Below are 12,327 nucleotides of genomic sequence, written 5' to 3' on the forward strand. Positions count from 1 at the left end.
TGCGCGAGCGCGCTCGCGCAACTCATCGGAAGGAAAGGCTCTTTGAATCCGGTCAACAATTACTGAATCTGGTGGGCTGTAGGTCATACTTCCCACCGGGTTTCTCAACCGGGTAGTTGCGACGATATCAAATCAACAGACAGCGACTGGATTCTTCGCTAAACTAGAACGCATGGTTGAGTCCCTCAGTCGCGAAAAGGAGTGATTCAGCTAATCGTTAGGTGTACACAATTGCTGTCGTTTGAACCACATACCCTTCGTTTGACATCCTCCTGCGCCTAAAGACGCAGGAATCCCGAGCGTTGGAAGTTTCAGGTTCGCAACCATGATTCTGCCACTTTCGGGAATCCGTTTAACCCAGTCATCGTGGTCAGCGGCTGACTGACGGTGCCAAACCGCCGTTACTCCTATCCTCCATGTCGTTACCTCCCATCTGTTGTTTTTGCCAGCAGGGAGGCGCTGATACTTCGACGGACTCGGAGTTACCTTTGGGCTTGCTCGACCAACAGGCACGAGGCGAACGTTTCTGCGTTCGTGTTCACTGTGTTGGCGTTTCGGATACTGTCTCATTAGTGGCGGGTAGACCGCCTCCGAAGGCCGTTCGGAATCGCTCCGTTCCGACCTGACCTTACTCTCTGCGACGAAGGAACACCACTTGAAACTACGGATTGGGAACTCAGAGGTGCCATTGAACGGTGGACTGCATAGAATATTGTCGGATTCATCCTGCGCCTGAAGGCACAGGTATTCTCCTTGTTCTATATAATTCGGAGCCGATATCGAACGCGCCGCTCCTGTTTGATCCCACTTAACTAAACAGCGCCGTCTAATTGAGTATGTTTGAGAAACAACTGGGACGTGGATCGATTGGTCAGATATTCTCGAATCCGTAACCACTCATAAAACTATCCTGGTTGCCTGTCTCAGCCAGTCTGTTGTCATCAGTTAAAATATCCCGGATCTGAATATGGCAGGTTCATAGGTGTTCTTCAAGGCCGACCTTGAGGATGGACTTCGCGATGGCGGCCCCGCCCGCGAACGGGTCGAGCGTCGTGGTGCCGGCGCGCTCGCGGTAGTCGATCGGCAGTTCGTGGACGCGGTAGTCACGCATGAGCGGTCGCATAAGGAGCTCCGCGGAGAGGCCGGTGTTCTCGGTCCACATGATCTCCTCGACGACCTCGCGGCGGTATGCGCGCATCCCGGTGGTGGTGTCGCGAACGCGCTCGCCGGCGAGAGCGCTCGCGAGGAGGGCGAACGCGCGATTCCCGAGACGATTCACGTCCGGCATGGCGTCGGCACCGCGGCTGAGTCGGTCGCCGCTGACGACGTCGTAGCCGTCGTTGATGGTGTCGAGGAACTCGGGGAGCTGCTCCATCGGGTAGGTGTCGTCGCAGTCCGTAGTGACGACGACGGGGCGATCGGGGGTGAGGATCGCCTCGCGGACGGCGACACCGTACCCCTGGGGCTCCTGTTCGATGACGGTCGCGCCCATCTCGCGGGCGAGTTCGGGTGTCGGGTCGCTTGAGCCATCGACGCAGACGACGTTGGCTGCGCCGTCGGTCACGTCCGCGATGTCGGTGAGGACGGTCTCGATAGCGGCTTCCTCATTGTAGGTCCCCATGACGACGCTGACGTCGTTGAAGGTGTAGTCGTCCTGTTCGGGGGAGTCGTTGGTCTGCAGACTCATTACTCGCACGTGGCATCCCCCGCACTTTAGTTTTAGGATGGCCTAAAACGATCGGAGGTCCGCGTCGAGGTGGTCCGCGAGTTTGAGCGCGAGCGCCGCGATCGTCAGTGTCGGATTCATCGCCCCACTCGTCACGAATACGCTACTTCCCGCGATCCAGAGGTTCCCGAGGTCGTGCGTCCGCAACTCGGGTGTGACGACGCTCGACTCGGGATCGGTGCCCATCCGTGTCGTGCCCATGTGGTGGAACGCCGGCCCGGTCGCCTCGGGGCCGACCTGCCACGTCACCTCCGCACCCAGTTCCTCGAGGATCGTGCGCTGAATCTCGTTCGCACGCCGCAGCGAGCGCCGCGTCACGTCGTCGACCTGCCAGTGGATCTCCGGCACCGGGTTGCCGTGGTCGTCCGTCGTCGAGTGATCGAGCGCAACGTAGTTCTCCCGGCGCGGGCGCTGACCGACGAGACCGCCCATCGCGACGTGGTTCCCGTACGCGTCCCGGATCGAGTCGAGGAGGTCGTCACCCCACGTCTCGGCGTCGAGCGCGACGCTCGCGGGCGACGGGCCCGCATAGTTCGAGAACTCGAGTTTGATGCTCGCGTATGCAGAACGCGGCGCGTCCGCGGACGGGATTCCCTCCGCGGTCCCGCGCGTCGGGTCGTCGTAGAACTGGTGGCATCCGCTCGTCATGAAGCCGACGTGCTTCTGGCGGGTTCGCCGGTCGAGTCGGCCGCCCGTCCCCGCGTACAGGTGATCCATGAAGTAGCGTCCGACCGCGCCGCTCGAGTTCGCGAGCCCGTCCGGGTACTGCTTGGATGCGGAGAGCAAGAGGAGTCGCGGCGTCTCTACGCCGCCGCAGGCGACGACGAACTGCCGAGCCTCCTGTCGGTGCTCCGTCCCGTCCGGCGTCGCGTAGACTGCGGCCTCGACCGACTCGCCCGCGTCGTCGTGCTCGAGGCGCTGGACCGGTACTCGGTCGACGACGCGAACACCCGCATCCTCTGCCTTCGAGACGTGTCGCGTCGCGTCGTACTTCGCGCCGGACGGACACACCGGCTTGCACGTCCCGTAGCCGACGCACGGTGACTCGCCGTCGCGTGACTCGGAGTTGCGCGCGTTCGGCACCGAGTGCATCGCGACGCCGAGCGACTCGCAGGCCTCCGCGAAGAGGGAGTCGCTGTACGACGGCGGGAACGCCGACATCGGGTGGGGTTCCTCACGCGGCGGCGCGAACGGGTTGTCGTCCGCGCCCGCTACGCCGAGCGCCGACTCAGCATGCGCGTAGTACGGACGGAGGTCGGCGTAGTCGATCGGCCAGTCCGCGGCGACCTCGTGGCGCGAGCGCTGTTCGAAGTCGCCCTCGTGGAGGCGCATCACCATCCCCTGCCAGTGGAGCGTCGACCCGCCGACGCCCTTCACGCGCGCCCGATTGAGCGGGTAGAAGCGCTCGCCCGTCGACGCGTACGCGTCGCGCTCACCACCCATCTCCCAGACCGAGAGCGCGCCGTTCCCGGGGCGGATCGTGCGCTCCATCCGTTCAATCCGGTCCGCGGGATCGAAGCGCTCGCCCGCCTCGAGCACGACGACCTCGTGGCCGCGTCCCGCGAGTTCGTTCGCGACGAGCGCGCCCGCCGGGCCGGCGCCGACGACGCAAACGTCGACGCGATCCGACGGCGTCCGATCGACGGTGCCGCTCACGACTGGGGCCCCCGCTGGTAGCTCTCACGGCCGCCGGGATAGCCCGGTGGGTTCTCGAGGCCTGCGAGTTCGGCGCCGGTCGGGGACGTGTAGAGCGCGAAGAGGAGGTCGTTGATGACGTAATAGCGGACGCGCTCGACGTCCGTCCCGTCGGGATCGGGATCGGCGGTGTCGGCGCGCATCCGCCGCAGCGCCTCGTCGCGTGTCTCCGGGTCAAGCGCGGCGAAGTCCGCGTCGTACCACGCGTTCGCGTAGTCGTCGAGGTAGGTAGTGGCCTCCACGACCTCGGTCGCGTGCGCGTCGTCGTCGGCCGCTCGGCCGCGCGCGTACTCCGTGACGAACGATTCGCTATCGGTGACAGCACTCGGGTAGAGGACGTCCGCGGCGGCGACGAGCGCGTCGAGCGTCCCTTCGTCGAGCGGGCCGGTGGATGCGTCGGTCGAGTCAGGCCCGTTGCCCCGGTCGGCGAACGCCAGCGCGCCGCCGGTGACGCCGACGGCGGCGAGCGCCGCGAGGGCGTCCCGGCGCGTGAGTTCCATTCGGCTGCGGATTAGGCAGGCCTAAACTTAGACGTTGCGTTCGCGGGCCACAAGGCGCGAGTGCACGAACACACCGTCCGACGCCGCCGACGGAACGTACGTCGCCGCACCCCCGCACGTCCGAGCGTTCCGGCACTGCTCGACGCGTGGGGAGAGCGCGCGCACACCGTCCGCCGTGGCGTTCACCGGGAGGTCGAAGCGGTACGCGAACCCGCCGCTCGGCCCATAATCGACGAAGACCGTCAGGCGCACCACGTCGCGGCCGTCGACCCCGAGCGACGCGTTCCCCACCGGTGCGACGTCGCCGTCGAGACGCACGCGACCATCCGCGACCGACAGCGCGAGCGCGAGCTCGTCGGAGGCGTTCTGCGTGACGTAGTAGGCGCCCCCGTCGTCCGTTGCGACCCGCGCCGTGACGCCGACCGCGCCATCCGGGATGCCGACGGTCGCGTTCAACTCGACCGCGGATCCGGTGACATCGCGGACTCGCTGGAGGTGCGCGGCGGTCGGCGATCCCTCCGTCGGCGCCCACACACCCCGGTAGCCGTAGCGATAGAGCGTCCGATTCGGGAACGCGTCCGCGACCGCGAACGGTCGGTCGTTGAGCGCGTAGAGCGTCCGCCCGTCGAAACCGGGGTCGTTCCGCAGCGCCTGGAACGGGTGGTTGAGCCACGGGCCGTACGTCGACGGCAGAAGGACGACGGCGTCCCGTGGCGTCCCGTTCGCGAACGGCTCGTACGCCGTCTCGTATGTGTCCGTCACCGCCGCGTTCCGCTCGACGCGATCATCGACGTCGGCGGCCGTCACGCCCGCGAACGCGCCCGCGCACACCACGAGGGCGACTGCCGTCACTGCGAGTGCGGCACGCGTCGAGAGTCGGCGCTCGAGCGCCGCTCGAACCGTGTGCGCCCCGCGGCGCGCGCCGACTGCCGCGAACGTCGCCATCGGCAGGAGGAGATCGAAGTGGTAGTACGGCCCGAGCGCCGCGATCAGGCCGTCGCCCGGTTCCTCGAGCACACCGAGGATGTTGAAGTTCCCCCAGAAGTAGACGTTGCCGACGACGATCGAGACGAAGACGCCGGCGAGCACCGCCTCGCGAGCGCTCGGGCGCCACCGGCGCGAGTGGGCGACGAACAGCGCGCCGAGCGCCGTGAGCGCGCTCCCGAGCGGGCCGCCCGCGACCCAGTCGGTGAGGAACGCCTCGACGACCGTCGCGTTCGCGCGCACCGCGAGTGCGGGCGAGTACTGTACCTCGTGGTTGAGAATTCGCCGATGGCCGAACCCGAGCCCGTCCAGCGGTGCGAACGCCTGGTAGGGGAACACCCACGGCGAGCCCGTGAGTGTGGCGTTGTAGGCGAGCGCGAGCGCGACGCCCGCCAGCCCGAACGACGCCGTCGCGGCCTGCCGCGCGAGCGCCATGCGGCCCTCGGTGCCGAGCGTCCAGAGCGCGTGGACGACGAACGGCGTCGCGAAGAGGACCGCGGTGTACGGGCGCGCGAAGAACGCGAGCCCGATCGCGACGCCGGCGAGCGCCGCCCACCGCCGCGAGTGCGTCCGGTCCGCGTGGAGGTAGCTGTAGGCGAACGTGAGGTTCAGGAGTGCCGTCGGCGCGTACGGGAGGAAGACCGACGAGTCGAGGAGGAACAGCGGCGAGCAGAGGACGAACACCGCGGCGAGGACGCCGGTTTCGCGGTCGAAGACCTCGCGGGCGACGCCGGCGACGAGCGCGACGATCCCCACGGCGATCCCGACGAGCGCCAGCCGATAGCCGCCGAGGAGTTCCCCGAGCGCGAACATCGCCGCCGGCACCGGCGCGTACTTCGGGTAGAGCGTCTCGCCGGCGTCGACGAAGAACCACGGTCGAAACGCGTCCTCGATCGGGGGGCGGAGGACGAACTGGCCCTCAAGGAGCATCGCGGCCTGCTGGAGGTAGACGCCCTCGTCGTGGTTCAGCGAGTGATACGGGAAGAGCCGCGTCGCGAGCACCCACACGGCGAGCGCGCCGAGCAGCGCGAGCAGGCCGACGAGGAACCGCCAGTGGCGCTCGCGCATCTCACTCAGTGGGGAACCACGCGAGCGAGTGGTCCGCGGTGAGCTCGACGCGGACGGGTCGATCGAGCTCGAAGCGTTCAGCGTGATTGTGCCCGCAGTAGACGGTGTCACCGGTCTCGAGTTCGACGCGATAGCGGAACGACGGACCCGTGTACTGGCGGTCGACGATCCGACCGTTCGCCTCCGAGTCCCCGACCGGGCGCGCGACGAGGTCGTCCGGGCGGACGAGCACGTCGAGGGCTGCCTCGTCGTACGCGGGGCGGAGCCCGTGGAGCCGATCGATGTCGAGCGAGCCGACGGGCGTGTCGATCGTCTCGCCGTCGAAATGCCCGGTGACGAAACCGGATTCGCCGACGAACTCTGCGACGAACCGCGACTCGGGGTGCTGGAAGAGCGTCTCCGGCGGGGCGACCTGCTCGAGGTGGCCGTCCTCGATCACGGCAACGCGGTCGCTGATCGAGAGCGCCTCGTCCTGGTCGTGCGTGACCGAGATCGCGGTGACGCCCGTCGCCTTCAGGATGCGCCTGACCTCGTGGCGCATCTCCTTGCGGAGTGCGACGTCGAGGTTCGAGAACGGCTCGTCGAGAAGGAGAACGTCCGGTTCGGGCGCGAGCGAGCGCACGAGCGCGACGCGCTGTTGCTGGCCGCCGGAGAGGTCGTCGGGGCGATGCTCTCGGTATTCGGCGAGCCCGGCGAGCTCCAAGAGCTCGGTGACGCGTGCGTCGATCGCTTCGCTGGAGCGGTCCTGGATACCGAAGGCGACGTTCTCGCCGACCGAGAGGTGGGGGAAGAGCGCGAAGTTCTGGAAGAGTAGGCCGACGTCTCGTTCGTCTGGCGGGACGAAGCGCTCCGCGTCCGCGACGACGTCGCCGCGGACCCGGACTGTCCCGGTGTCGGGTCGATCGAGGCCGGCGAGGAGCCGAAGCGTGGTCGTCTTCCCGCACCCGGACGGCCCGAGCAGTGTGAGGAGTTCGCCCTCGTGCACGCGCAACGAGAGGTTCGCGACGGCGGTCTCGGCGGCGAACGATCGCGTCACGCTCTCGAGTTCGACGACCGTCTCGGCGCGCTCGTCCGAGCGGTCGGTTGAGCGGGTCGAACCGCGAGTCGAGCGTGCAGCGCGTTCGTATCCCTCGCTCATGGTCGGCTCTCAGTCTCGGCGTTGCGGTCTCGCTCCTGTGCGAGGATGACGGCCATCGAGAGTGCGGAGACGACGATCAACACGAAGGCTGGAATGGCGGCCTGCCCGTAGAGTCCGGCTTCCTTCACGCGCCAGATGTAGGTGACGAGCGTATCAAAGCGTAACGGACGCAGAAGGAGGGTCGCGGGGAGTTCCTTCATCGACGTGAGGAAGACGAGCGCCGCGCCCGTGGCGACGCCGGGGATGATGAGCGGGAGGGTGACGGACCGGAAGGCCTCGAAGCGCGAGCGCCCGAGCGTGCGTGCGGCCTCGACGAGGCGCTGATCCACCTGAAGCGTGGACGTCCGGATCGATCCGATGGCCTGCGGGACGAAGCGGACGACGTAGGCGAAGACGAGCAGCGGGACGGTCTTGTAGAGCGCAGGGAGGACGTCGAGGCTGAAGCTGACGAGCGCGATTGCGAGGACGATTCCGGGCGCGGCGTAGCCGACGTAGGGTGCGCGATCCGCGAGCGCGGCGAGCCGCGAGTTCGAGGTAGCGGACCGGAGCGCGATGGGGAGGGCGACGAGGACGGACGCACCGGCCGCGAGGAGTGAGACGTAGAGGGAGTGCCAGCCGTACGACCACGAGAAGGCCATGGAGCCGGCAGCGTAGCCGGGGCCGCGCTGGACGAGCCAGAGGCCATAGATCCCGACCGGGAGCACGAGCGCGAGCGCGCCGACGGCGATCGGGAGGAGCGGGGCGAGATAGCGCCACCTGCCGAGGTCGATGCGGAGTGCGCCTCGGTGGCCGCTGCTCGCGTACGCGCCAGCGTCGTCGGCGCCGATCCGGGACTCGAGGGCGAGGATGACGGCGGTCACGGCGAACAGCTGGAGGGAGAGGAGCGCGGCGTAATCCCGCATGAATGCGTTGTAGCGGGCGTAGATGAACTGGGTGAACACCTCGACGCGCATGATGTTCGGCGTGCCGAAGTCCGAGAGCGTGTAGAGCGCGACGAGGAGCGCGCCGGCGGCGACGGCGGGCGCGATCTGTGGGAGGGTGACACGACGGAACGCCTCCCAGCGACTGCAGTTGAGGGTGCGCGCGGCCTCGACGAGCGACGCGTCGAGCGAGAGGAGCGAGGCGCGCGTCGTGAGGAAGACGTACGGGTACGTGTAGAGCGTGAGGACTGCGGCCGCGCCGGCAAAACCACTAATCCGGGGGAACGGGATACCGAACGGATCGAGGGCGCTGTGCGCGGAGACGACGGCGAACGCGCCGAGGTAGCTCGGGACGGCGAGCGGGAGCGCGGCGACGATCGTCCAGAGGCGCCGGAACGGGACGGTCGTCTGCGCGGTGAGCACGGCGAGCGGCGCGCCGACCAGGACGCTCGCGGCGGTGACGACGGCGACGAGCGCGACGCTGCGGGCGAGTACCCGGAGCGTGACCGGTGCGAGCGCGAAGTCGACGGCACGCCCGCCGAGCGAGAGCACGTCCACGAGCAGCCAGCCGAGCGGGAGGACGAGTGCGGCGGCGACGGCGGCGGCGAGCAGCGTCAGGCCGGTGTCGATCGCCGCCCCCTCGTCGGTGGCGATCCGCTCGCCGGCCGCGCGGAGGCGTTCCGCGATCGTCATCCGAGCACGCCGGCGTCGCGCATCAGATCGAGCGTCGGTTCGAGGTTCGAGAGCTCAGAGAGGTCGACCTCCGGGGGGGTCAGTTCGTCGATGGTGGGAAGTCCGCCAACGGGCTGGACGCCCGGGATCATCGGATACGCGAAGCTCACGGTCGCGAAGAACTCTTGGGCTTCGGCGGAGAGGAGGTGGCGGATGAAGGCGTTCGTGAGGTCGGCCTTCCCGCTGCCCTTGACGTGGAGGGCGCCGGCGACGTTCACGAGCGCGCCCGCGTCGCCGCTCGTGAACGCGAGGTCGATCGGCGCGTTTGGGCGCTGGTTCTTCACACGGAGCGCGTAGTAGTGGTTCGCGAACCCGGCGTCGAGTACGCCGTCGGCGACCCGTTGAGAGACGACGTACTCGTTGGGGTAGCGCTCGATCCCGCTGTTCTGCATGGCGGTGAGCCACTCGCGGGTGGTGTCGGGGCCGCGGAGGATACGCATCGCGGTGACGAAAGACTTGAACGCGCCGTAGGTTGGCGCCCACCCCATCGTCCCCTGGAGCGCGTTCGTCTCGGGGAAGTCCTGGACGGTCTCGGGGATGTCGTCGGCGCTGAGCGCGTTCGTGTTGTAGGGAACGCTGCGCGCGCGGCCGGCGACGCCGACCCACGCGTTGTCGGCCCCGCGGAACGACTTTGGAACGGGCTCGACGACCGTACTTGGGAGGGGTTCGTAGGCGTCGTTGTCGGCGACGTAGCCGAGCGAGCTCGCGTCGATGGACCAGAAGACGTTGGCCTGGGGCGTGCCGGCGGTGACCTCCTCGACGACGGTCTGGGCGAGCGAGGACGAGGAGGCGCTGCTCGTGAAGACCTGGAAGTCAGGGTATATCTCCTGAAGCATCTCGACGAACTGGTAGTAGATGCCGCCCTCGCCGCCGCCGATGTAGAGGTTGAGCGTTCCGGAGAGGTCGGGGAGCTCCTCGATCGAGGTTCCACCGGGCGCGGGGCGGCCGCTGGCGAGCGCGCCCGAGCCCCGGAACGACGTGAGCGACGGGATCTCGACGTCGGACTGAGTACTGGTCGTCGTCTCGGTGCCGTCGCCGCCAAGGAGATCGGAACAGCCGGCGAGGCCGGCGATCGACCCGGTTGCGACCGCGGAGAGGAAGCGTCGGCGATCCGTGAAGCGTTCTCGATCCATATGTTTTAGGGTTGCCTAAAAGAATAAAACGTTTGTGATCGCGCGCTAATCGTCGGCGGCGATCGCCCGCGGTTCTTCGGTCGCGACGTCGTCGAGGGCGTTCAGGCAGTCGAGCCAGTCGCGCATGTGCTCCCCGCAGTGCGTGAGGAACGCGCCGTTGTTCCACTCCGACCAGTCGCCCTCGGCGAGTTCGTCCGCGATCGCACGGAAGACGCCCGCATACGAGTTCGCGTCCCCGCCGACACCGTCGACGACCTCCCAGACGTGTTCGTTGAGCTCGAGACCCGCGACCTCGTTCTGCAGGTCGTCGAAGGTCGAGCGTGGGGCCTTGTTGTGCTCGCAGAGCGGCGCGCCGTTGTAGATCTGCGTCTCGAGCACGTCGCACGCGCGCTTCAGGAAGACGCCCGACCAGATGTCGTCGAAGCGCCCGACCTCCCACTCGTTGTCGTCCATCGGGAGCTGGTAGAAGGCGGGGACGACCTCGCGCTCGAAGGCGAGGTTCATCGAGCAGACCGTCGTGTAGTTGCCCTCGGCGACGACGAAGTCCTCCCCGAAGTCCGCGGCCGACGTCCGGGTGCGGGCCTGCCCTCGGAGGTCGCCGTCCATGAGGATGCGGACGGCGTCGAGATCCGGGACGTTCGTCCAGAGACCCTGGGAGGCGACGATGTCCTCGACGTGCGTCGTCTCGATTTCGACGGTCTCGTCCATCGCCGAGTAGGGGTAGCCGCGCGGGTAGAGGTCGTTATCGCCCTGGTAGAGGACGTTCACCCAGCGCTCGTCGGAGGAGACGGTAGTCACTTCGCCCTCGAAGTCGAGGTTCGCGAGGTGCGTGCCGAAGAAGTCGTACTCGGGATGTGGAAGCGTGTCGTCGTCGATGAAGACGCCATAGTCGAAGGCGTCGTTCGCCCAGAGGTAGAGGAGGCCGAATGACGTCTGTGCATGACTGGCCTCGGGGATGAGGTGTGCGTACTCGGCGAGGCCGTGCTCGGCGAACCATCGCTCGCGCGCGTTCCCGTCGAAGACGGCGCCGTCGACGCCCTCTTCGGCGAGCATCTCACGCATCCCGTCGGTATCGCAGAAGTCCTCCGTAACCAGGACGACGAAGAGGCGATCCAGATCGAACCCGTGAGACCGCGCGTTCTCGAAGTACGATCGCATACACTCGTATTCTCGGATCGTCGGAACGACGACGCAGACGTCGGCTTCGGCGCTCATTGACTACCCGTACCGATTTAGGGGAGCCTAAAGAAACTTTGGTATATCGACGACGACGGCCATCGGTTCATCTACACTGGAATGGCGGTGTTTAGTTAAGCAAAGAGGGCGTCATAGAAGAATTACCACGGTGTTTGTTTCACGATTTCACAGCCGAATCAACCGTGAGAAGAAGCGTGCCAATGTAGGGCTGTGTTTAATCGCCATACGGCGGTAGAATTCACTGTTTCACAGCCCGCTTGATGTTATAGACGACACACATCAGCGCGATTTCCCGAAACTCACGGAACCACGAACGCGCTCGCACGGCGAAGCCGAGCGAGCGCTTCACAGCCGAGTTCACGGTTTCGGTCATAGAGCGCTGATTGTAGCGCTGTTCGTCGATTCTGGCGTTGTGTGCGTGGTCGTATGGTGCGAAGATGCGATGTTTGATGAGCGGGCGAATCCCGAGGTCACGAAGGGATTCGCGGAGTGACTGTTTGTCATATCCTTTATCGGCGGCGAGAGACCGCAGATCGCCCGCGTTCCAGCGGACGATCTGCTCAGCGAGGTCAGCGTCGCTTCCTTCACGGCTCGTTGAGCAGTGAACGTCAAGGACGGCTTGAGAGTCTGTATCGACGAGTTTCGTGACTTTCAGCTTCTGAACGCGGTAGCTCGTTCGCTGGCAGTAGTGGCGGCTCGCAGCTGAGCGTTCGTAGAACGTGGCGTCAATGGCTCCGTGCTTCGAGGGATCGTGCAGCTGCGCCGACTGGCGCAGCAGCACTCGACAGACGCTCATACTGATCCGGTCGAACGCCTTACACAAGGTGGAGGGCGAGGGGAGATCGGCCTCGCTAGTGATCAACGAAACTTCTGGGTGAACTGGGATGAGGACTCAGTCGAAGAACGGATCTCTACCTTATCTCTGGCACGTGGAGTACCCAAAACTTCTGTGAACTACTATGAGGCCGATCTCCCCGGTTATTTGTGGCATCTCCTTGAGAAGGTCGATGGTCATTCGGTAGGAGGTATCGAGGTAAATCCGCAGACAGTGCAGGGAAACGAGTGCATAGTCGGCGAATCCGCCGCCACCTTCGGGGGCGGCGGATTCGTCTCCATCGCCAGTAACTCTTTGAGCAACCGGGACAACTTCCCCAGTGAAGCGGGGGATTTGCGTCATAGACACTCGCAGCCTCCCGCTTCAACTCCTTTGATTTAGCGCCCTATCCCGACGCAG

Annotated in this window: 8 protein-coding genes and 1 pseudogene; all 9 read right to left on the bottom strand. The window is 66.3% G+C overall.

The genetic code is table 11. The annotated features are described in order from the left end of the window. Positions 1–976: 976 nt before the first annotated feature. The 9 genes and pseudogenes from ABDZ36_RS00910 to ABDZ36_RS00950 all read right to left on the bottom strand — a co-directional run bounded on the left by ABDZ36_RS00910 (position 977) and on the right by ABDZ36_RS00950 (position 12,270). Positions 977–1,687, bottom strand: coding sequence for a dolichyl-phosphate hexose transferase (locus ABDZ36_RS00910; RefSeq protein ID WP_211313541.1), 711 nt, complete (start codon positions 1,685–1,687; stop codon positions 977–979). 42 nt (positions 1,688–1,729) lie between these two features. Then, on the bottom strand, positions 1,730–3,382 hold the full coding sequence (locus ABDZ36_RS00915; RefSeq protein WP_211313540.1) for a GMC family oxidoreductase: 1,653 nt from the start codon (positions 3,380–3,382) through the stop codon (positions 1,730–1,732). Then, entirely contained in the window at positions 3,379–3,921 is a 543-nt protein-coding gene (locus ABDZ36_RS00920) for a gluconate 2-dehydrogenase subunit 3 family protein (RefSeq protein WP_211313539.1), read from the bottom strand. The genes ABDZ36_RS00915 and ABDZ36_RS00920 overlap by 4 nt, the downstream gene beginning before the upstream one ends. 27 nt (positions 3,922–3,948) lie before the next feature. Continuing rightward, positions 3,949–5,973, bottom strand: coding sequence for an ArnT family glycosyltransferase (locus ABDZ36_RS00925; protein WP_211313538.1), 2,025 nt, complete (start codon positions 5,971–5,973; stop codon positions 3,949–3,951). Position 5,974: 1 nt separating this feature from the next. Next, positions 5,975–7,111 (bottom strand): ABC transporter ATP-binding protein, encoded by a 1,137-nt coding sequence (locus ABDZ36_RS00930; RefSeq protein ID WP_211313537.1) that lies wholly within the window; start codon positions 7,109–7,111, stop codon positions 5,975–5,977. Next, on the bottom strand, positions 7,108–8,724 hold the full coding sequence (locus ABDZ36_RS00935; protein WP_211313536.1) for an ABC transporter permease: 1,617 nt from the start codon (positions 8,722–8,724) through the stop codon (positions 7,108–7,110). The genes ABDZ36_RS00930 and ABDZ36_RS00935 overlap by 4 nt, the downstream gene beginning before the upstream one ends. Further along, positions 8,721–9,896: an extracellular solute-binding protein gene (locus tag ABDZ36_RS00940; protein WP_211313535.1), complete on the bottom strand. Its 1,176-nt coding sequence runs from the start codon at positions 9,894–9,896 to the stop codon at positions 8,721–8,723. The genes ABDZ36_RS00935 and ABDZ36_RS00940 overlap by 4 nt, the downstream gene beginning before the upstream one ends. 45 nt (positions 9,897–9,941) lie before the next feature. Further along, a complete protein-coding gene (locus ABDZ36_RS00945) occupies positions 9,942–11,111 on the bottom strand; it encodes an alpha-1 4-glucan-protein synthase (RefSeq protein WP_211313534.1) in 1,170 nt (389 codons plus the stop codon). A 220-nt stretch (positions 11,112–11,331) separates the two neighbouring features. Next, positions 11,332–12,270: pseudogene (locus ABDZ36_RS00950) on the bottom strand (IS5 family transposase). Between the last annotated feature and the right edge of the window lie 57 nt (positions 12,271–12,327).

Origin of the sequence: Halarchaeum salinum (assembly GCF_039520965.1) — an archaeon.
GTDB lineage: Archaea > Halobacteriota > Halobacteria > Halobacteriales > Halobacteriaceae > Halarchaeum > Halarchaeum salinum.

Bases quoted from the DNA above. Each gene is read 5' to 3' on its own strand.
- ABDZ36_RS00910 (WP_211313541.1), bottom strand. From the start codon at position 1,687: ATGAGTCTGCAGACCAACGACTCCCCCGAACAGGACGACTACACCTTC.
- ABDZ36_RS00920 (WP_211313539.1), bottom strand. From the start codon at position 3,921: ATGGAACTCACGCGCCGGGACGCCCTCGCGGCGCTCGCCGCCGTCGGC.
- ABDZ36_RS00925 (WP_211313538.1), bottom strand. From the start codon at position 5,973: ATGCGCGAGCGCCACTGGCGGTTCCTCGTCGGCCTGCTCGCGCTGCTC.
- ABDZ36_RS00930 (WP_211313537.1), bottom strand. From the start codon at position 7,111: ATGAGCGAGGGATACGAACGCGCTGCACGCTCGACTCGCGGTTCGACC.
- ABDZ36_RS00935 (WP_211313536.1), bottom strand. From the start codon at position 8,724: ATGACGATCGCGGAACGCCTCCGCGCGGCCGGCGAGCGGATCGCCACC.
- ABDZ36_RS00940 (WP_211313535.1), bottom strand. From the start codon at position 9,896: ATGGATCGAGAACGCTTCACGGATCGCCGACGCTTCCTCTCCGCGGTC.
- ABDZ36_RS00945 (WP_211313534.1), bottom strand. From the start codon at position 11,111: ATGAGCGCCGAAGCCGACGTCTGCGTCGTCGTTCCGACGATCCGAGAA.